Genomic DNA, 21,047 nt, shown 5'->3' on the forward strand with positions numbered 1-21,047 from the left:
TATTTTAAAGCATAATCAAATAGTGTAAAACAAGGAGACCTCAGGAGAAAGTATCTTGATAAAACGAATTTTAGCAATCTTAATCATTACGATCATAGGGGTTTCCTCGATTCTGCCTTCCGTGATCTCCGACAGCCGGGGGCCGGACCCTCTTTCGCTGCATGCTGAGGCTGGGACGATGGATCTTTCGGCATGGGATATTCAGAAGGATCCAACCCTAAAGCTGGATGGGGAATGGGAATTTTACTGGAGTCAGCTTCTCGGCCCGGAGGATTTTCAGCCGGACGGCGGGAGAATTCCCCAGCTGACAGGATATATGAGGGTTCCGTCAATATGGAGCGGCAAAGAACTCAATGGCACGGTACTTCCTGCTTTTGGATGTGCAACCTACCGGCTTGTATTAAAGAATATCCCGTACCACGGTGTGCTGGGGCTGAAAAAGGAAAATGTCCGCCTGTCAAGCAGGGTCTATGTGGATGGTCAGGAGTTGTTTTCAGACGGAGTGCCGTCGCTTACGGAAGCGGAGTATGAATCGGGAAACAATCCCCAGCTGGGCTTCTATTATTGTGACGGCAGCGAATTGGAAATTATCGTGCAGGCTGCAAATTACGATTACATAAATGGCGGGATACCGGTGTCCTTTAAGATTGGCGAACAAACAGCCATGCTGGCTCAGCAGGAGAAAGGCAATTTGCTGGGCTTCAGTGTCCTGGTTACTTTGTGGTCCATTGCGCTGTTGTATCTCATTTTTTTTATCAACGCCAGATACTTCAAAAGAAAGGCTGCTTCGTTGCTGTCTTTTGCAATCTTTTGTTTCCTTTTCGCTGTCGGAAACGCGCTCACCGATCAACGTCCTCTGGTAATGATGCTGCCGGATATTTCCTTTGAAGCGATATTTAAAATGAAGGATTTCTTTCTGTCCGCAAGCCTGATTGCCGTAACCGTGATATTTTATCAGGCCAGAAAGGGTATTATCTCGCTGCGAATGACAGGAATGGTCTCTGCGGTATACGGCTGCTATCTGATTGCTGTGCTGACCCTGCCGATCTACCTCTATTACAAGCTGCACCCGTTTATTATGCTTTTAAATACAATCGTGCTGATCATCCTGTTGGCAAGGACGACAGTTTTATTTCTGAGATGTAAGAAATCCGACGTGCTTGATTACTTACTGCTTTTCATTGCGATCCTGGCCCTCAATCTTTATTCCGCCGATTCGATTCTTTTTGCACTGTCCCTGAAGACGGTTTCCTCTCTCTGCCAGATTTATATTGTCACCTTTGCCTTCGTGACGATTTTCCGGCTTTCCATGCATTATTACGAGGTTCTGGCTAACCTCAGGATATCGATGAAGCGTACACAGGACGCTGAAATTGCGTTTTTACGGTCTCAGATCAAGCCTCACTTTCTGTATAATGCCCTGAATTCCATCGCCGCTTTATGCAAAGAGGCTCCCGATCAGGCGGAAGACGTCGTCATACAGCTTTCCGAGTATCTGAGAGGAAGCTTTGATTTTAAAACATTGGATTCGCTTACCACGGTGAAAAAGGAAACGGAGCTGCTGGAGGCCTATCTGAACATTGAAAAAGTACGTTTCGGCAAGAGGCTTAATGTGGAGTATGATATCGATGAAAGCATCAATTTTCCGATTCCTCCCCTCATCTTGCAGCCTCTGGTCGAAAATGCGGTAAGACACGGTCTGATGTCCGGCGTAAGCGGGGGAACCGTTAAAATCTCGATAAAAAAAGAGATGGCAAACGTGGTTTTTTCCATTGAGGATGACGGAATCGGTATGGAGCCTTCACAGGTGAAGCGGCTGCTGGAGCAGGCGCCGGACGAAAACGGGGTGGGCCTGTGGAATATCAACCAAAGGCTCAGACTGATCTACGGAAATGAGCTTGAAGTATGGAGTGAAAGAGGAGTCGGAACGAGGGTATCGTTTCAGCTTCCCTGGAATTCCCGGGAAACATCGCTGTCACACGGTAATCTATGATGAATCGTAGCGGAGGGTAATATTAGATGGAGGTCATAGTTGTTGATGATGAAGAACTGTCCCTGAACCGTCTGGGTAATATGCTTGCCGGTATGCCAGGCGTTGAAGTCTGCGGACTGTTTTATACGGCCGCAGAAGCGCTGCGATATATCAATGAAAATAAACCGGATGCGGTGTTTCTGGATATCTGCATCCCGGAAACCGACGGACTTGCTCTTGCCAACAAGATTAAGGATATTGACGACTCCGCCAAGGTGGTTTTTGTGACAGGGTATGACGAATATGCCGTCAGAGCCTTTGAATTGGAAGCCGTTGATTATCTGATGAAGCCGATCAGCCGTGACCGTCTTGAAAAGACGGTCCAAAGGCTGCAGCGCGCCTGTATAGGCACAGGCCGGCAAAGCAAACCCCAGATGAAGGTTTCCTGCTTCGGCGGTTTTCGTGCGGCTGTTGGGGACTCGGACTCCGGCATTGTGAACTGGCGGTCGCCCAAGACGGAGGAGCTGTTCGCCTTTCTCATTTTTAAAAAAAATGTCAGCCGGGATGAAATTGTCAATACGCTGTGGGATGGTTTAGAACCGGACAGGGCTTTGACAAACATAAATTCTACCATGTACTATATCCGTAAGGCCCTCAGCCCCCACGGCCTGGAAAAATGCATCGCCGCCACCCGTAAGGAGATTCGTATCGATTCAGAGCTGATCTCCTGCGACTTATATGAATTTGAAAGGCTGCTGAGAGGCAGGCCGAGCAGCAAAGACCGCGTCGAAACTCTTGACCGGCTGGCTGAACTGTACAAGGGTGAACTCTTTCAGGGCAAAGCCTATGAGTGGTCCTTTTCAAAATCCCGAAGCCTTGAGAGCGGCTTTATAAGCGCCCTTCTGGAAACAGCGGAATATTACAGGGAAAAGCAGGGATATGAACAGGCTGAAAAAATGTATAAAAGGGCCCTTGAAATCGATCCCTTCAATGAGGAGATCTGCGGCCATATCATTCAAATTTGTTTGAAAATGGGCAGGAAAAGCGAGGCGCTGCGCTTATATCTCCAGATGGAAAAGTTTCTGATGGAAGAGCTAGGAGAGAAGCCTCAGGATAAATTGAAAAAATTTTTTGAGGAACAATAGTATATGGTGTGAAAAGAGGCTCCGGAGGAATGTCCGGGGCCTTTTGTTTATTTTTTGTTTAGTCGAAAAATGTAAAATAACTAGAAAGCCTGTCTGCCAAACAAAGTAATAAATTTACAAAAGGAGGATTCTTAATGAATTATCGAAAAGTGAAAAAATTGTTGGGGATGCTGTTGGTTGTGGCAATGCTGCTTCCCATGATCCCAGTTTCGCCGGTATACGCAGATACCCCAACAGACTGGCAGGTGTTAGGAAATGGAGCGTTTCCACCGCAATCAACAAGCCTTACGTCATTGCCCGTAGATGGCGGAACAACGTATGCAGCTGTTACAGTTGGTACCAGCAAAACGGCAGTATACCGCTTGGATGAAAGCGGAAACGGGCAAATCGGCTCAGATCTTGAATACGCATGGAACGGCTCACTGTATGCAGATAACGACACCCTTTATTTTGCCTATCTGAAAGGCGACAGTGAACTGAAATTAGTAAAATATAATCTGAATGACATGGGTGGAGCCTGGGAGACGCTGGGAACCCCAACGATCCTAACTATGACTAATGAGATATCATTGTATGCCCATAACGGAATCCTCTATGTAGTCTATGCGCAAGGTGGCCAGGCGAAGCTTGCCCGGTACGACGAAGCTGGCGGAGGTTTTTCCGAGATAGGATCGTTCGCGAACGGCTATGCCAGATCGCTGTCATTGAAAGGCGATGGTGACGGAAACCTTTATGTATCATATATAGAGGTCGGCTATGTAAATGTAAAAAAATTATCCTCCGGTGGGAGCACCCTGGAACAGGTAGGCGGCGCTGTTTCCGACTTTGGAACTGATGCTTCGCTTTTTGTGTATGGCGGTACGCCTTATGTGGCATTTACTAATATTTTAAATTCACAGGATCAGAAGTGTGTGGTAAAAAAGTTTGAGGGTGACAGTTGGCTGACCGTAGGAAGCGGAGACGGTGTCTCCAATGACATTGCAGCAGGCAATTCCTTATATATAGATGATGAAGGAACTCCCTATGTGGCGTATGAAGGCGGAAATGGCCATAATGCAACGGTATATAGGCTGGAGAATACCAGCTGGGTACCGGTAGGCTACCAGGGGTATGCTTCAACCGGATCGGCATCCCATCTTTCCCTGGCTGTCTATGATGGAATCGCTTATCTGGCATATGGAGATGCTCACAACGGTAACGCTCCAGTGGTAAGGTGGCATGAACTGCCGCCCAGTTCAGTGTGGGAGACGGTAGGAAGCGGGCCGCGCTCATCGCCATACGCAAACTTTACCTCATTATTTATGAATGACGGCATTCCCTATCTTGCTTTTTCAGATCAGTGGGATAATGCCAACAGGATCGTAGCAGAAAAGTTTGTGGGCAATCAATGGGAAGTTGTACTCAACCGATACTTCGCTAAATCGGTGCAAGATGGTGCGGTGTATGTCGATGAGAATACGGATACTCCTTATATGGCCTATGTTACTTATGATGCGCATGTAGAAGTATTGAAACTGGTCAATTCCGGCGGTGTAATCGACTGGAATATGGTAGGCAGTACGACCTCGTTAGATGAACTCGCCCGTGGTCTGTCCCTATATGTCCATAACGGCGTTTCCTATGTGGCATATGCCGACATGGCTAACGATGACAGCCCGGTAGTAAAGATGTTTGCCAGTGGTAGCACTGTTCCGGTTCCGGTGGGGGATGTGGGCGAAACCTTGGCCAGCTATGTGTCCATGAAGGGCGATGCCGCCGGGAACCTTTATTTGGTATTCGAATCAAGCCCGTCAGACCGGATTAAAGTGATGAAGAAACCTTACGCCAGCGACACCTGGTCGATGGTAGGGGATTTTGTTTCTCCCGGGAGGACAAATGGCCCCTCGTTGTATCTATATGATGACGGCTCCGGGAATGTCACTCCCTATGTAGCCTATGCAGATGCTCAATCCGACTATCGTCCAATCGTCAGGAAATTTGTGGGGGACGAGTGGGTGACAGTAGGCGATGATTATGTTTCAGAGGATTTCACGTGGGAAACTTCCTTGTACGTAGATGGGGATGGAACACCTTATGTCGCCTATGTAATCGGCGAAGGCGAGTATTCAAGAGTATTCAAGCTGGACGATAACAGCTGGGTACCGGTGGGCGGAGATGGATATGCTTCCGATGGAGACTCATCCGGGATTTCCTTGGCTGTATGGAATGGCGTCCCTTATCTGTCCTATGCTGATCATGAAAACGAGGGTAGGGCAGTCGTAAGGCGGTATGCTCCTTTCGGCATAGCACCAACCATCTCGGCCCAGCCCAGCCATCAGACAGTAACGGCAGGGCAGACAGCAACCTTCACAGTAACTGCAACAGGTACAGCCCCACTGAGCCACCAATGGAAAAAGGATGGTACAGATATACCCGGAGCAACTGCCAGCACCCTGACCATCACCGATGCCCAGGCATCGGATGCAGGAAGCTATACCTGCTATGTGAGCAATGCAGCAGGCAATATAACCAGTAATGCGGCAACCCTGACCGTCAATCAACTTGGTGCGCTGGTTCTTACTGCGGCGCCCGGCAATCAGCAGGTAACCCTGACCTGGAACGATATCCCCGAAGCAGCCGGCTACAGCGTATTTAAAGACAATGCCCTCTTAGAAACTGTAACCGGAAGTGCAATCAGTGTAACCGGACTTACCAACGGAACCACGTATCACTTTGAAGTTAAAGCACTGGACAGTAATGCGGTGGTCATTGCGGCTTCCGGCCAAGTCAGTGCCACTCCTGTCACAACTCCCGGAATACCCACCGCAATAACCGCTGTCGCCGGCAACGGTGAGGCGACCATTAGCTTTACTGCACCCTCCGATCATGGAGGCAGCCCCATTACCGGGTATATAGTTACCTCAAGCCCTGGCAACATTGCAGCAACAGGGACAGGAACGACGATTACAGTTACGGGCTTGAGCAATGGCACCACCTATACCTTTACGGTGAAAGCTGTCAATGCAGCAGGAAACGGGACTGATTCAGCTGCCTCCAATGCCGTAACACCGCAAAGACCAAGATCATCGGACGACGAAAGCTCCGGTGGAAACACAACCCCGGTTAGTTCAACTCCCTCCGGTGTAACCCAAATTACCGTGGATGTTAAACAGGGCAATACAGACAGCACCGTTGCCCAGATTACGGTAGAAAGAAGAACCGGGAGCGACGGAAAGAAAACCGATACCGTGACCTATCAGGAAAGTAAAGCGGCAGAGACCGTCAAGAAATTAAAAGAAGAAAACAAAGATACGGCAAGAATCGTCATTCCGGATGAAAAAGATGAGGTAGCGGAGACGAAGGTCAATATTCCGGTCCAAGCCCTTGAGGTCTTGGCCCAAGGCGGAATCAATCTGCAGATTGACACCGAAGAAGCAAAGATTGATATCTCCAAAAATACCATCACTGGGATCAGTCAAGAGGTGGAGGGGGATTTGTATTTCCGTCTTGTACCGGTTAAGGACGAAGCCCAGAAGAAAAGTACAATAGATCAGGCCTTGCTGAAAGCTGCCCTTGTAAGCGGCAATACGGATAGCAGCTTATCCATTGTGGGGAATCCGGTGACCATTGAAACCAACATGTCTTCCACAGAGGCAGATATCACTCTCCCTCTGACCGGAATGACCTTACCTTCCAATCCAGCGGAGAAAGCTGCCTTATTGCAGCAACTGGCTGTTTACATTGAGCATTCTGACGGAGATAAGGAGCTGGTCCAGGGGGAATTGGTGGAATACAAGGAGGGGGTATACGGAATCCGCTTCCATATCAATAAGTTCAGTATCTTCACCGTAGTCAGAACGGATGCCTTCTTAGCATCCTCGGCTGCCAAAAGTTTAAGGCTTTTCGGCCCCAACCGGGTGGAGACAGCTATCGCCATCGCCCAAGCCAGTTACCCGGGCAAAGTCGCCCAGGCGGTTTTAGCCACAGCGGATAATTACCCGGATGCCCTGGCAGGAAGCGTCCTGGCCCATAAACTCAACGCCCCGCTGCTGCTGGTGGGCAAAACAGCCAAGGAGCAGGAAGCCCTGCTGGCTTATCTGAAAGACCATGTCGAAACCCAAGGAACCCTCACCCTGCTGGGGGGCAACGGTGCTATCCCCGCGGCAGTAGAACAAACCCTCCAAGCCAACGGATACAACCAAATCATCCGGCTGGGCGGAGCCAACCGTTACGAAACCGCCCTGAAGATCGCCGAAGAACTTAAGGTAGAACAAGGCAGGCCGGTCATCCTGGCCTACGGCGGAAACTATCCCGACGCCTTATCCGTGAGCAGCGCCGCCGCCGTACTCCAGAGTCCCATTCTCTTAGTAGAGAAAAACGGGATCAGTGAAGGAGTAAAAGACAAACTAACCCAAATCAAGCCCAGCAAAGTCTATATCATCGGTCTGGAAGGAGTCATCAGTCAACACGTGGAAGAGGAAGTGGCTCAATTAACCTCCCTGAAGCAAGAAAACATCGTCAGAATCGGGGGAGCAGACCGGTATCAGACCTCCCTGGCCGTAGCCAAGTACTTTAACTTATCCGGCAAAAACATCGGCATCGCCACGGGCAACAACTTCCCGGATGCCCTGGCGGGCAGTGTCTATGCCGCCAATCATAATGCCCCCATGCTATTATTAAACGACACCATCCCCGGTGAGGTGATGGACTACTTAAAGTCAAGGGAGCTGACCGGAGTCACTCTATTTGGGGGAGAGGCCGTCCTCAATGCTGAGATAGAGCAGAAGCTGAGAGAGCTCATTAAGTAGACGGGACCCCAGCACAATTAAAGACCGACACCTAATAATTAAAGCACACTTCCTATCAGGTCAAAGCCGGATAGGAAGTGCTTTGGTTATGGGTTTTAGCGAACTTTTCGGCAAGGTCTTTGATGCTCAAAGGGTGCAGTATTTTTTGCTTAAGGAGCTGGTTTAAATGTACACGGCTATTATTGTTGAGGATGAACTTAATATTTTAAAGCATATGAATAAACTGGTGGTTTCCATGGATGAGTTTTTGATTAAGGGCACTTTTGCAACTCCCCATGAGGCCTTGGCTGCTTTTCCGGACCTAATGCCCGATGTGGCATTTATCGACATTGAAATGCCCAGGATGAACGGGCTGGAGCTGGCCCGCAGACTGCTGAAAGTGAAAGATGATTTAAGCATTATCTTTACCACGGCTTACGGGCAGTACGCCTTGGACGCTTTTGAGGTGGAAGCTATAGATTATCTGATGAAGCCTATTATGAAGGAGGAACTGCAAAGGGTTCTGAAACGGCTCAATAGGGTTTTCGGCATCCAAAAGAGGCAAGGTTCCCTTCTGAAACGTGAGCCCTCCTTTGCTGTTCGCTGCTTTGGTGCCTTTGAAGTAAGAGATCAACAACAGCAGATGGTCCGATGGCCGACCAGAAAAGCGGAAGAAGTATTTGCCTACTTTTTAGCCAATCAGGGCAGATATATCAGCAAATGGGAACTTTTGAAGATTTTCTGGCCGGAAATAGAAGAAGAAAGAGCCATTCCCAACCTGTATAATACCATCTACCGGGTTAAGCAAGCCTTAAAAACCCTTCCCTTGTCACCTAAGATACAGAAGATCAATGAAGGCTATATACTGGAGGCTCAGAGGAATTTATCTGATTTGGGAGAATTTCTGGAGGTCATGAAGCAGAGCAAGGAGAACAGCGAAATTCCTCTGGAAGCTTCTATAAGCTTGTTTTTCTCCTATGCAACTCCTTTGTTTGGCGACAAGGATTATTTCTGGAGCCTGCATATAGAAAAATACGTGGCCCAGGAATATGGGAAGCTTTGTCATAGGCTGCTTTTGTATTATTATGAGCAAAACCAACTCCAAAAAGGGGAGGAAATTATCCAGCACTATATGGCTCAGTATATTGAAGATGAGGATATGCTGCGGAAATGGCTGAAGCTCGTGGCTCATTGGCAGGGCTATGAGGAGAAATCGGATGAGTACCGGCACCGGTTTAACGAAAAATTAGCATCGGCGGAGCTGCCGCTGCTGGAGTAACATCCTGGCTCTTTGCTGAAATCCAGTTTGAGATTCAAAAGATAGCAGGCATCCTTGAGTTTATTGAAACGAGACGATGAGCCAGGGTAAATCATAAAGCTGAAGGAGAGCAAAGAGGAAGCGCTTGAAATTGCGGGATTTCAAGCGCTTTTCTAATCATTTCAGAGAAACTATGCTATGATTAATCCGCAGACAGTTTGTCACTGCGTAGCAAAGCAGAGTTTACCAATATGGCAAAATCAGAAGTAAGTCATGAAAGGGGTATGATGTGCATACCTCTTTTATGGTTTAAGCACAAAATATTTTGACTTGATTGAAAAAGTAGACACAAGTATCATGATTATGGATGGGTTTAACTTTTAGGATGCCAAATTCAAGAAGGAGTTGGACCACATGGCTAAAGAGAATAAGGCTCAGGTTGTCATGATCGCCGCAATTACTGCTTTATGCATTTTGGGAGATTCAATGCTCTATGTTGTGCTGCCCACCCACTGGCAAGAGGCCGGGCTGACCTCCCTCTGGGAAGTTGGGGCATTGCTTTCGATAAACCGCTTTATCCGGGTACCTCTGAATCCGATTGTGAGCAGGCTTTATAGAAAATTAAGCCATCGCAAGGGCATTATTTTAGCAATCCTTCTCTCGGCCATGGCGACAGCTTCTTATGGGATCAGTGGCTTTTGGTTTTTATTATTGATGCGGGCAATCTGGGGAATCGCCTGGACGTTTCTCAGGTTAGGAGCTTATTTTTTTATCCTCGATATTTCAGCTGACGAAAATCGTGGGCATTATATGGGCATTTATAACGGGATTTTCCGGTTGGGGAGTTTAGTCGGTATGCTTGCCGGAGGCATCATTGCCGATATCTTCGGCATGAAAGCGGTCTCGTTTGTGTTTGCCGGTATTACTCTTTCAGCGCTTTTTCTGGTGTACTATTCAGTCTATCCATCCTCGGGTTCAACAACCCCCCTGGCAACGGCTGCTCCGCCGGCAACATATCCGTTAAAGATCACTAATGTATGGAAAGACTCCCAAATAATCTGGATGCTGCTCACCGGTTTTTTGGTGACAATGCTCTATCAGGGAGCATTTACTTCAACCCTTAGTCATCTGATCGATCTGCGGCAAACTCAGCAGATGGCTGCCCATGTCATGATCGCATCGGCCTCCTTGGCGGGAATTATCCAGGCAATCCGCTGGGGTTGGGAGCCTTGGCTGGCGCCTTGGTTCGGTCGGAAATCCGATCATTGGGGACGCAGGCCGGTCCTGATTATCGCTTTGCTGGCAGCATCTGTATTATTTGCTTTAATCAATACGGGAGTTCCGTTCGGGATATGGATTGCCATAATTTTTGGGGTTCAATTAACGGCCACTGTTTTAACGACGGTTGTGGATGCGGTAGCGGGTGATGTGGCTTCGCAGACAACGGTCAAAACGTCCATAATGACAGCTTATTCAATAGTCACAGATTTAGGTTCGGCTGTAGGAGCCGTAAGCGTCTATCTGATAGCTTCAGCAATAAATATTGAGGTATATTATTGGGGCGCAGCTTTGATTCTGCTGCTGCTGGCCTTCAAATGGGCGGCGGCATTAAGAAAAGCCTGATACGTCGGTAAGCCAGAGCCAAATTATGGGGTAATTATTGACAAACGATAATTTACTGGTTTATAATGCAGGTAATTATCGTAAAACAATAATTATGAGGTGGATATGAAACACAAGGTATTGGGGATCGTGCTGGGGGTAGAAGGGGCGGCTTGTGTCCTGTTCGGCATTCTGCAAACCTCTTTTTCCTCCGGGTTTACAGCCGCCATGGCTTTTCCTTTTGAGCAGTTGGGGCTTTTGCTGCGGATGCTTTCTTTTTCCGGAGGGGCTGGGAATGCAGCGGCGTTGCTGATCTATGGAGCCGCCGCACTTTTGCCTCTTCTGATCCTATTCCTTCTGAGCAGGAAACGGGAGCTGCAGCGGGAGGACGGGCTGCTGGCGCTCTTGAGTGTTGTTTTGTTCCCCGTGCTGTACTTTATGACAAATCCGGGGATGATCGGTTCCCTTTTCGGCGGAGCCCTGGGAGGCTCAGGGGGAGCTGGGCCGGCTGTAGGCAAGGCGGTCCTGGGGGGCACGGTGTATTCCCTGGTGTGCGGCTATTTCGTTCTGCGGCTGCTGCGTCTTTGTTTTGAGAGCAGTACGGTCAGGCTTCAGCACTATATGATGGTTTTGCTGAGCCTGCTGACCGTGGTTTTTGTCTATTTGATTTTCGGCGCCTCTTTCCGGGAGCTTCTCCATTCCCTGGCAGACTTGAAGGCGGGTAACAACGGCAATGAGCATTTGCTGGGAGTGAGTTATGTTTTTCTGGCGCTCCAATTTGCGGTGAACGCCCTGCCCTACATTTTTGATGTCCTGGTGGCTTTCGCCGCCCTCCGGCTGCTGGAGGACATGGGAGCGGATCGTTATTCCGCAGAAAGTGTGGAAGGGGCCGACCGGTTAGCCCGGCTGTGCGGTACCGCCTTGGCGGCTACAGTGCTGAGCAGCATAGCCTTTAATCTGCTGCAGCTTCTTTTTGCCCAAAAACTGCTGGTGATCAGCAGTTCGGTGCAGATTCCTGTATTTTCCCTGGCTTTTGTGCTGGCCGTCCTGCTGGTTGCCCGGTTTATGGAGGAAAACAAGGGGCTTAAGGACGATAACGATATGTTTATCTGAGAGGTGCGGAATGGGGATACAGGTTCATCTGGAGGATGTATTGAAGGCCCGGGGCATGACCTCGAAAGAGCTGTGCGCTCTGGTGGGGATTACGGAAGCCAATCTGTCCATTCTGCGCAGCGGCAAGGCTAAAGGGGTGCGTTTTGGCACCATCAATAAAATCTGCTGGCATCTGAAGTGCGATGTGGGAGATATTTTGAAATTCGATGGAAAGCTGGAGGAAGAGGATGAAGATTAAAGGGAGGTTCATGGGGCTCTGCCTGCTGGTGTTCATAGGATGCTTCCTGACCGGGTGCCAGCTGGCCAAGGAAGAGGGGAGCGCCGGGAGATACGAAGACAGGCTGGTCGGGGTGTTGGTGACCACGGAGTATCTGGATCTGTTCGATTTTGCAGGATATGTTGAAGATCATATCGGCAGCTTTTCGGGTGGGGAAGTCCAGATTGACGGTGCCGGGGAGAAGTATCAGGGCCGGCTCTATGCTGAATTGACTAAGGAGATCCTGACCGACGTGGAGAGCGGCCATAAGGTGGAAAGGGAAGAGTATGACTTTCCAGGGGTGGAGGGCATAGCCTACTATTCCCTGCGGGTTCCTGACACCGAAGAGAGGGAGGGTTATTTCACCACCGGGTCTGACGAAGGAATCAGTGACGGTCATACCAGCCTGCACAGCAGCGACGGAGGGAACAGCGTCGCCCTGGAGGGTACGGTCTACGTGTCCCCGGGCTTGGGGCGGACCTATTATTTCAATCCCATGTATCAGAGTGCCGACGGCCGGGTTTATGTGACCTCCGGCAGCGGTATATCTTCCGGGGGAGAGCAGAGTGAGGGCGAGGCTTTAACTCAGACCATGAAAGCCGATTACACCGTGACGGAAAACGGCAGAACCGTGAAGGACAGCATCTCTGTGCAGCTTTCCATTCATATGATGTATCCGCCGGAAGAGATTGTGATTCTGCAGATGGGGGAGGACGGCGCTGTGATCTCCCGCGGGGAGTATGGGCCCGGGGAGGTGCCGGAAAGGATTACCCCTGAAAAGGATACCGCTTATTTGATCGTCGAGACCAAGAAGAGGGACAATAGCGGCAGGATTCTTAAGGACCGCGCAATCTATGATCGGGACAAGGAGTATCTGGAGGCCTTTTTCTGCCGGGAGGATGGTATCTGTATCAAAAAGCAGGTGCCTATCGAGCGGGAGCTTCCCTCTTTGTCTGCTCTGTAGTGCTGCATACCGGGAAAGGTATGCTTTTTTTCTGCGCCGGAGGATGATGTAAGGCAGGGCGAGGTAGCGGCTAGGGCTGAAACCTCGTTTTTTACTATCCGCATAGGGGCTGGTCCTTTGCTGGTGAGCTGAACTTACCATGAATTTGGGGTGATTCGCGCCGGAACAGAGGTTGTTGGACAGAAAGGTGCCCTTGGTTTACAATGAACTGGACTACATTTGTGACCTTGATACTCTGGGAAATGGGGATGTGGGTTATTAATCGCAGATATACCTTAACCACAATTGTAATCGGCAGTATTCTGTGCTTCGTGATGATCCTGTTTTATTTGCTTTCTTTAGATAAAATCAGGGATATTTACATTGGCGAGACTCAGAAAACGGTCTACGGCTTAAAAAAGAGCTTTTTGGCCAATACCGTGGACAATATGATTTCCGTGATTGACCATAGAAGAGATGCCAGAGCGGAAGCCATGGAGAGATTTGTGAACAGAACGGCGGTGGCCATTAACCTTAAAAAGGGCCTTGCCGACGCTGAATTCAACGATTTCCTGATCTCATTTTTCAGAGATAACCCGGATTACAGCTTTATGTCCGTAATTTTGTGGGATGTCGGAAAAGACAGGGCTATTTATGATGGACAGAATCTGGCAGGCTCCACCTGGGAGAGCACGCTTAATGCTGTAATCCCTGGCTTGTCGGCTTACACGGTGCTGGACCATGGAGCCAAAAAGATTCTTTTAGGCGTCAGCAAAACTTACGTGGATGAGCTTGTTAAAACAGAGATAGCGGATATCATCAGAAACTCTGAATTTGAAGGCAATACTTACATCTGGGTCAATGAAATACTCAACTATGAAGGAGGACCTCATTATGCCATCAGGCGGGTTCATCCCAATCTGCCGGAAACGGAGGGCACTTACCTCTCCACGGAGATGAGGGATATTAAAGGCAACCAGCCTTATTTGACCGAGCTTGAAGGGATAAAAAAGGATGGGGAACTGTATTTCGAGTATTATTTTAAAGAACTGAACAGTGAAAAGGTATCCTTGAAACTGACCTATGCCAAACTCTATAAGGACTATGACTGGGTCATCGCCATGGGGGTCTACCAGGATGATATTCAAGCCTATATCGATCAGACCACTGAAAAAAGCCAGGTTCTGGCCTCCCGGCTTACCCTGCTTTTGGTGCTGCTGTTTGTAGCTATTCTTATTCTCAGCTTTTCCCTGATGGTGCTGATTGAGAAGAGGCACTATCGGAAATCGAGAAAAATTATGGAATCGGAGATGAACCAGGATCCTCTGACGATGGCCGGTAACCGCAGAAGCGGGACTCATGATCTGAGCGCGGCCTTTAAGGAGTACCAGGCCAGCGGTTACAGTCCCGGGATTATGATCTATGATCTGGATTCCTTTAAGAGCATCAATGATCAGTATGGGCATTCTGTGGGGGATCTGGTTTTGATCGAAGTCGTCAAGGCTATCAGCGGCATGATCCGGAGTTCCGATAAGATCATCCGCTGGGGCGGGGATGAGTTCGTGGTGATTTTTTACGGACTCCAGGAGAAAAACGCCTTGGTCTTTGGGGAGAGAATCCTGTCCAAGGTGTCCGACCTGAAAATTCTGGTTGCCGAGGGGAAGGAGATCGGGATCACCCTCTCCATCGGATTTTCTTTTTTCAAAGAAACCGATGAGGACTTTGCCAAGGTGCTGAAGCGGGCCGATCAAGCCCTGTATTTATCCAAATCCAAGGGGCGCAACCAGGTCAATATCATCCTTTAGACAAGGATAGGCAGCCAACCGACAAATAATGAGAACTTGGCAAAGAGAGGCTAAAGGCTCGACAAAATTATTTACTCATGATATAATATTCAACGTTGAGTAATGGGGGTGAAAAATTGACACGGCTACTTGTACTTGGCATGTTGGAGGTTCAGCCAATGTCCGGTTATGATATCCAGCAGGCGTTGCAGCTGACAGATGCGGAACGCTGGGGTGGTGTGTTGATTGGTTCTATCTATCATGCGCTGAAAAAGATGGAGCAAGAAGGCTATGTCGCCGTTACCAGCATAGAACGGACAGGGCACCGTCAAAAGGCGGTTTATTCAATAACTGAGGCCGGGAAAATCTATCTTCAGGAACTGATCAAGGATGCGCTTAAAATGTCTTCTGTACTTTATCCTTCAACCCTTTATTCCGGCCTGTCGTTCTATGAGAAGCTGGCAAAGGATGAATGCCGAAAAGCACTGCAACAGCAACGCAGTGCATTAGAAGAAGAATATAATGCTGTAAAGCAAGGCCTGGCGGCCAAAGACGCAGCCATGAATCATAAAATTCCGCCCATGGTCATGCTGGTGATGGATAACATGCTTTCCCTGATCAAGCAGCAGCAGGACTTTGTTGATAAGGCGCTGGAACTTTTAGACACTGAGAATTAAAACCTCTCCCTCGTCACAGAGGGAGAAAAAAATACCCGTATACTCAATGTTGAATAAACAACATTATATAAGAGGAGGTTTTGTTTATGAATTTAATTGAGGCGAAAGGTCTTCGCAAACGATTTCGCAACCGCGAAGTTGTGAAAGGGATTGACATGGAAATTCAGCAGGGTGAAATTCTCGCTCTGATCGGCACAAACGGGGCCGGCAAATCAACCACCCTGGCCATGCTCCTGGGAATATTGCCAACCGATGCCGGGAAGATCACCCGCTGGAGAGAGGATTACCGGGCCCATGTGGGTGTGCAGCTTCAAGCCACCCCTTTTTTTGAGGGTTATACAGCCGAAGAAAATTTGCGGCTGTTTGCGGCATTGTATCAGGTAAAGCTGGATAAGAAGCAAATAGACGCAAAATTGGCAGAATGCAATTTGCAGGAGGCCAGAAAAACCCTGGCCTCCCGTTTGTCCGGCGGGCAACAAAAAAGGCTGGCGATTGCTGTCACGACGATCCACAATCCGGATTTAATCATACTTGACGAACCGGTCTCAGGGCTTGACCCCCGTGCCCGGCAGGAAATAAGAAGAATGATTCAGCAACTGGCGAAAAACAAAGTGACGGTGCTTTTTTCTTCTCATGATATGGAGGAAGTATCCCGTATCGCCAACCGGATCATTTTGATGCACGACGGGCGAATTGTCGCTCAAGGCCGGCCGGATCGTCTTTTAGAGCAGTATCATGCGGAAAATCTTGATGATTTGTATCTTGAGCTGACGGATACTGTACCAGGAAAGGAGACACAACAATGAAAACACTGTTCAGCCTTACCTTCAAATCGGCAAGCCGGGATCCCTTTTTACTGCTATGGTCGATTTTACTGCCCATCGGGGGCATGGTTGGGTTAGGAATGCTGATAAAATCCCCGGAATATCCCCAGGGCATCGTAACCGGGATGATGGCTGTCAGTATTTTGTTTTACGCTTTCACGACCACCTCTTTTGCCATCCTGGCGCAACGCCGGAGAGGTGTCTATCATCTGCTGCGGGTGACGCCCCTGCCCCTTTGGCAATATGTATGCGGCCTATCAGGCGCCTGGACTTTGATTTCTTTTTTATGTGCGCTGCTTGTATTGTTGTCGGGAGTCTTGGTATTTAAACTGAATGTCTCCCTGCCATCCTTCCTGGCGATGGTTCCCATCATCCTTATTGCAACTCTCAGTTATGTTTTCTTCAGTTTTTTTATTGCCGGTCTGAGCCGGTCGGAAAACAATGTCAGTATTCTGACAAACCTGATCACCATGCCTCTCCTGCTTGGCAGCAGCGCTTTTTATTCCCTGAACAACGCTCCGGCATTTATTCAAACCATCAACAGATGGAATCCTTTTCAATGGTTCATTGATGGCCTGCGCAGTGCTTTGGATTCAGCATGGGCCGACTATTTAACCAGTATGGGACTCATATCCTTGGTGGCAATAGCGGCATTGGTGCTGGCCTTGAAAACATTTCGGTATACCGATGTTTAAGGCGTTGTGCCCGCCAATAAGGCCCTCTGTTGGTAGATAAAGGGGTAGTTTTCTGCTCTGCTTTAGTTAAATAACGGTTTGTACGGCAAAAAACCGGCGGGAAGATTCCCCGCTGGTTTTTATATACCCTACTTGATTTCCTGCTCTAGATTAGAAAATAGTTCGCTGTCAAAAAAATCCCGAACACTGAGGCCCAGGCCGTCACACAACTTTTTTATGGTACCTATGCCGGCGTTGTATGTTTTGCCGCTCATAATATCATTGACAGTGGATTGGGTAATGCCGGAAATGTTGCTAAGAGCATTAATGCTCAAATGTCTCTCACGACAAAGTTCTTCGATACGGCGGATTACCGCCTGAGAAATATTCATGCTATCACCTCAAAAGAGAAAAACTATCCTTATCATTCACAGGATAGCAATAAATATTACCAATGATTAACGGAATATCGTTGAAATCTACGAGTAATTGACATGTACTAACGATATACCGTTAATGAGTAGAACACTGTGAGAAATTGGGGGGATAGAATGAAAGATGCGCTTCTGAATGAAAAGCTGGAAAACGAAAGAAAGAAACTCAGTAAGCTCGCTGACGAAGCGTGGCAGAGAGGTGTGCCTCTCATCCAAGATAAGAACTTTATGGTTCAAAACCAAAAGGTTGATGCATTGGTCTTAAAATATATGAAAGAATATGTAAACCGATAAAGGCAGCATCAAGAAACTTGAAGAGCCAGATCATCTTTACTGTTACGAGATAATTGTAATTTGGATTGTCCCAAAAACGAAAGCGCTTTCGTTTTTGGGACAGGATTCGTTGAAAGCGAACGCCTGAGGAAGTCAATTCTCCTCAGGCGTTTACACTTCACTGTTGCTATTTAAATAGGCAAAACTAAACAATATCGGTTAGTTCACTGAAAAATCGGCCTATGGCTTGCAACTCAGATTCTGTATAACTGTCAAAAAGATCGGTAATTCTTTGACATACGCGGACATGAAGCTTGTCATGCAGCTCATATATTTTTTTACCTTCATTGGTTAAGGTGAAGAAGATTTCTTTGCGATTGCCTTCCAGGCGGTGTACCTCAATAAATCCCTTTTTAACGAGGCGGGCCGTAATTTTGGAAACTCCGCCTTTAGTGATATTCATGTTAGTGGCAATGCCAATAGCATTGGTCAGGCGGTTTTTGCCAATATAGTCAATGATATGACATTCAGAAAGTGTGACCTGATCCCTGTAAGCTAAATCGCTCTCCGATAATAGGGTATGCCATTCTTCTTCCTCGTGATTTCCTAAAGTCAATTTTGTCATAAGGGTTTCTATTTTATTTAATATAAAATCCTGACTTCCTTTTCCCATTTTAAACTCCATTTCATGTTGAGGATTGTTTCCTTGGAATCTTAATCAATGTGCTTGCTTAGCTGCTTTTAATGATATTTGAAAAAGACCTTGATTGTCAATAGCTTATATGTTACTATTTGTATGGTTTCCAAGGAAACTTTGACGAAGGAATATCATGAAATCACGTTGCAGTTGGGAAACAATGAATAACAATAGCAGTGAAAATGATCTGACAGGAGGAAAAGAATATGCGCATTGATTTGACGTATAAACTGACAAGAGGGATGCTGGATAAATTCTTGGAAGGGGTACAAAATGATGGGAAGTACCAGAAGTTTGGGCATATAGGTACACATTTTGATGTGATGGACAAGAGCTTTCCCCTGGAATACTGCGAACTTTCCGGCAAGGTTTTTGATGTGAGCAATGTTGAGAACCGGGATATTGAAAGCGGTGATTTTGAGATGGATGAGGTCGAAGAGAAGGATTTCGTTATCTTTCATACAGGAATGATGGACAAGGAGGGCTATGGTACGGAGCCCTATTTTAGGCAACATCCCCAATTATCCTATGAATTAATCCGGGAGCTGATCAAGAAGAATGTCGGTCTCATCGGTGTTGATTTCGCCGGAGTACGCCGAGGAGCTGAACATGCTCCGGCCGATCAGTTGTGTGCAGATAACGGCATATTCATTATTGAGAATTTAAATAACACGAAACAGCTTTTGGAGGCGGCTGGAGCCCACTCTTTTACCATGCATACGTACCCCCTAAATTTAGGCGGTGCCACCGGACTTCCTGCACGTGTTATTGCTGAACTGGCCTGATCACCGTGGTTTGTCCCAAAAACGAAAGCGCTTTCGTTTTTGGGACAAATCTATATTAAGGAAGATTTTTCACCCCCGGGAGAATGATTCCATATGCTGAAAGTAAAACAACTAAAGAAAGGATCTGCAGCATATGGATGATTTGCTCACAGAGCGGACGCCGCTTTTAATCGCAACTGAAATTAACACGATTAAACAGCAAACAGGGAAAATTCTTCTGGCCAGTGCCATTGAAGTTGGCCGTCGTCTGAGGGAAGCCAAGGAGTTGCTTCCCTATGGGGAATGGACGGAGTGGCTGGAGGAATCCGTAAGTTATACAGAAAGAACAGCTCAGAATTTGATGCGTATCTTCGATGCCTATGGGAGCCAGCAGATCCCTCCTGCCGGTGCGGTTTCTCGGAAGGCCGGTGCTCTTAATTCCGGTTCTCCCACCTCTGAGGACCAGGTTCAAAAACAGGGGCCGCCGCCTAATTTGAACTATACTCAGGCCCTCCTTCTTCTGGGTGTTCCGGAAGAGGAGCGGTTCCAGCTTATGGAGGAGCTGGATCTGGAAAGCATGACCACCCGCGAGCTGGAAAAGGCAATCCAGGAGCGGAAGCAGGCGGCTGCGGAACGGGACCAGGCCTTACAGGAAAATGCAGAGCTCCAGAAAACCGTGGAGGAGCGGGATAGTCGGGTTACCCACCTGACCAAGGAGCGGGATGGTCTGAAAAAGAAGGCCGAGGAGCTTGCTGGGGCTAAAACAAAGGAAGAGGCTAAAGTTGAGAAGCTGAGCATGGATCTGGAATCTAAAAAACAAAGCACTTCCGCCAAGGCTATCGACAGAATGAGCAGAAACCTTGATGCAGCCTATCATAAGGCTAAGGCCAATCGCATCGCTTTTTTATATGAAAGTATGGAGCGCAATTTCCGGGAGCTGCGCCATGAACTGAAAGAGTTCGCAGCTAAGGAGCCGGAAACCTATGAAGTGTATAGAGATAAGGTCATGGACTTTTTAACGAAGGGAATGAAGGAGAAACTCTAGAGAGAGCCGGTTTGTTTCCCTGGGCGCTTCCCATGTCAGGATAATTATGTGTGGGAGAGAAAAGTATCTTAATTTAGCAGACTTTAGATTATCAAAAGGGATTGGGCATCAAAACGGCGGAGAGCTATCTCCATTCGGAGCCGAACTCATGCCTGAGGCATAGTGGCCAGTGAAGATATTTCTTTTGCAGAGAATCTGCCCACCGTCTTGCAATTTCAGGTTCTAAAAGGGTCTTGGAGATATAGGAAATAGCCTCTTGAATCTGTGCTGTGGTAAGAAAAGTTAACTTTACCTCATACTCCATGCTTAAAGGTCCTCACGAATCTTCGCAAAAGCTTCATTCACACCTAGCGTTCAGCAATGAAGCGTGCGCTGGACTGCGTGCAGAGGCACGAAAGCCATTTATGCCTTTTCAGCCAGAACTTTATCTAATATAGCATCTATACACTCCCGGGTGACAGGTTTGCCTACCACTTGTAAAGGCTGGATCTGCATGAATTGATCGTGATCATCATCAGCTGTGACAAATACGATGCTGCATGCTGACATGGAATCGGATTGCTGTATGAGTTTGGCGGTTTCGAGGCCAGTCAGCTTTTTCATGCTATTATCAAGGAAAAGAAGGTCGAGAATCATATCAAGTTTATGAAGTTCTTCGAGAAGCTCTTCACCGCTGCCAAACTGGTGAATATCAAATAGAATCCCCTTCTCTTTTTCATATAAAAGAATAAATTCCTCTAATAGCTGGCGACACAAGGGTCTGTCATCGCAAACACCGATACTAAACAAAACTTATCTCCTCCACATATCCAACGCGGGC

18 protein-coding genes are annotated in these 21,047 nt (G+C 47.8%); 15 read left to right on the plus strand and 3 right to left on the minus strand.

The features are described 5' to 3' along the window. Window positions 1-55 precede the first annotated feature (55 nt). From DHAF_RS02550 to DHAF_RS02605, 12 genes are all read left to right on the plus strand, one after another. On the plus strand, window positions 56-1,993 hold the full coding sequence (locus tag DHAF_RS02550; protein WP_015942801.1) for a sensor histidine kinase: 1,938 nt from the start codon (window positions 56-58) through the stop codon (window positions 1,991-1,993). A 26-nt stretch (window positions 1,994-2,019) separates the two neighbouring features. Continuing rightward, on the plus strand, window positions 2,020-3,117 hold the full coding sequence (locus DHAF_RS02555) for a response regulator (RefSeq protein WP_015942802.1): 1,098 nt from the start codon (window positions 2,020-2,022) through the stop codon (window positions 3,115-3,117). Between the two features lie 134 nt (window positions 3,118-3,251). Then, the gene (locus DHAF_RS02560; protein WP_015942803.1) at window positions 3,252-7,904 is read left to right on the plus strand and encodes a cell wall-binding repeat-containing protein; all 4,653 of its coding nucleotides are present in this window, start codon (window positions 3,252-3,254) and stop codon (window positions 7,902-7,904) included. A 166-nt stretch (window positions 7,905-8,070) separates the two neighbouring features. Beyond that, the gene (locus tag DHAF_RS02565; protein ID WP_015942804.1) at window positions 8,071-9,162 is read left to right on the plus strand and encodes a response regulator; all 1,092 of its coding nucleotides are present in this window, start codon (window positions 8,071-8,073) and stop codon (window positions 9,160-9,162) included. 393 nt (window positions 9,163-9,555) lie between these two features. Beyond that, entirely contained in the window at window positions 9,556-10,764 is a 1,209-nt protein-coding gene (locus tag DHAF_RS02570; RefSeq protein ID WP_015942805.1) for an MFS transporter, read from the plus strand. A 105-nt stretch (window positions 10,765-10,869) separates the two neighbouring features. Beyond that, window positions 10,870-11,856: a hypothetical protein gene (locus tag DHAF_RS02575; RefSeq protein WP_015942806.1), complete on the plus strand. Its 987-nt coding sequence runs from the start codon at window positions 10,870-10,872 to the stop codon at window positions 11,854-11,856. Window positions 11,857-11,866: 10 nt separating this feature from the next. Next, complete coding sequence (locus DHAF_RS02580) at window positions 11,867-12,094, plus strand: helix-turn-helix domain-containing protein (RefSeq protein ID WP_005809987.1); 228 nt, start codon at window positions 11,867-11,869, stop codon at window positions 12,092-12,094. Beyond that, on the plus strand, window positions 12,084-13,076 hold the full coding sequence (locus DHAF_RS02585; protein WP_015942807.1) for a hypothetical protein: 993 nt from the start codon (window positions 12,084-12,086) through the stop codon (window positions 13,074-13,076). Before DHAF_RS02580 ends, DHAF_RS02585 begins: the two co-directional genes overlap by 11 nt. A 203-nt stretch (window positions 13,077-13,279) precedes the next feature. Continuing rightward, on the plus strand, window positions 13,280-14,860 hold the full coding sequence (locus DHAF_RS02590) for a sensor domain-containing diguanylate cyclase (RefSeq protein WP_011459143.1): 1,581 nt from the start codon (window positions 13,280-13,282) through the stop codon (window positions 14,858-14,860). Window positions 14,861-15,000: 140 nt separating this feature from the next. Then, complete coding sequence (locus DHAF_RS02595; RefSeq protein WP_005809983.1) at window positions 15,001-15,516, plus strand: PadR family transcriptional regulator; 516 nt, start codon at window positions 15,001-15,003, stop codon at window positions 15,514-15,516. An 86-nt stretch (window positions 15,517-15,602) separates the two neighbouring features. Continuing rightward, on the plus strand, window positions 15,603-16,322 hold the full coding sequence (locus DHAF_RS02600; protein WP_015942808.1) for an ABC transporter ATP-binding protein: 720 nt from the start codon (window positions 15,603-15,605) through the stop codon (window positions 16,320-16,322). Then, window positions 16,319-17,035 (plus strand): ABC transporter permease, encoded by a 717-nt coding sequence (locus tag DHAF_RS02605; RefSeq protein ID WP_015942809.1) that lies wholly within the window; start codon window positions 16,319-16,321, stop codon window positions 17,033-17,035. Before DHAF_RS02600 ends, DHAF_RS02605 begins: the two co-directional genes overlap by 4 nt. A gap of 128 nt (window positions 17,036-17,163) precedes the next feature. Here DHAF_RS02605 and DHAF_RS02610 read toward each other — a convergent pair whose 3' ends face one another. After that, complete coding sequence (locus DHAF_RS02610; RefSeq protein WP_005809979.1) at window positions 17,164-17,406, minus strand: helix-turn-helix domain-containing protein; 243 nt, start codon at window positions 17,404-17,406, stop codon at window positions 17,164-17,166. Between the two features lie 159 nt (window positions 17,407-17,565). Between DHAF_RS02610 and DHAF_RS25995 the strand changes: the two genes are divergently transcribed. Next, window positions 17,566-17,742, plus strand: coding sequence for a hypothetical protein (locus tag DHAF_RS25995; RefSeq protein WP_005809978.1), 177 nt, complete (start codon window positions 17,566-17,568; stop codon window positions 17,740-17,742). 184 nt (window positions 17,743-17,926) lie between these two features. Here DHAF_RS25995 and DHAF_RS02615 read toward each other — a convergent pair whose 3' ends face one another. Next, window positions 17,927-18,394: a MarR family transcriptional regulator gene (locus DHAF_RS02615; protein ID WP_015942810.1), complete on the minus strand. Its 468-nt coding sequence runs from the start codon at window positions 18,392-18,394 to the stop codon at window positions 17,927-17,929. A 230-nt stretch (window positions 18,395-18,624) separates the two neighbouring features. On the opposite strand from DHAF_RS02615, the gene DHAF_RS02620 reads away from it, so the two are divergent. Together DHAF_RS02620 and DHAF_RS02625 are read left to right on the plus strand one after the other, a co-directional pair. Continuing rightward, the gene (locus DHAF_RS02620; RefSeq protein WP_005809975.1) at window positions 18,625-19,203 is read left to right on the plus strand and encodes a cyclase family protein; all 579 of its coding nucleotides are present in this window, start codon (window positions 18,625-18,627) and stop codon (window positions 19,201-19,203) included. 133 nt (window positions 19,204-19,336) lie between these two features. Further along, window positions 19,337-20,227 carry a DUF3102 domain-containing protein gene (locus DHAF_RS02625; protein ID WP_011459147.1) on the plus strand — a complete coding sequence of 297 codons (891 nt, stop codon included), beginning with the start codon at window positions 19,337-19,339 and terminating at the stop codon, window positions 20,225-20,227. 402 nt (window positions 20,228-20,629) lie between these two features. On the opposite strand, the gene DHAF_RS02635 is transcribed toward DHAF_RS02625, so the two are convergent. Continuing rightward, entirely contained in the window at window positions 20,630-21,016 is a 387-nt protein-coding gene (locus DHAF_RS02635; RefSeq protein WP_011459148.1) for a response regulator, read from the minus strand. Between the last annotated feature and the right edge of the window lie 31 nt (window positions 21,017-21,047).

It is taken from the genome of Desulfitobacterium hafniense DCB-2 (assembly GCF_000021925.1).
Classification (GTDB): domain Bacteria; phylum Bacillota; class Desulfitobacteriia; order Desulfitobacteriales; family Desulfitobacteriaceae; genus Desulfitobacterium; species Desulfitobacterium hafniense.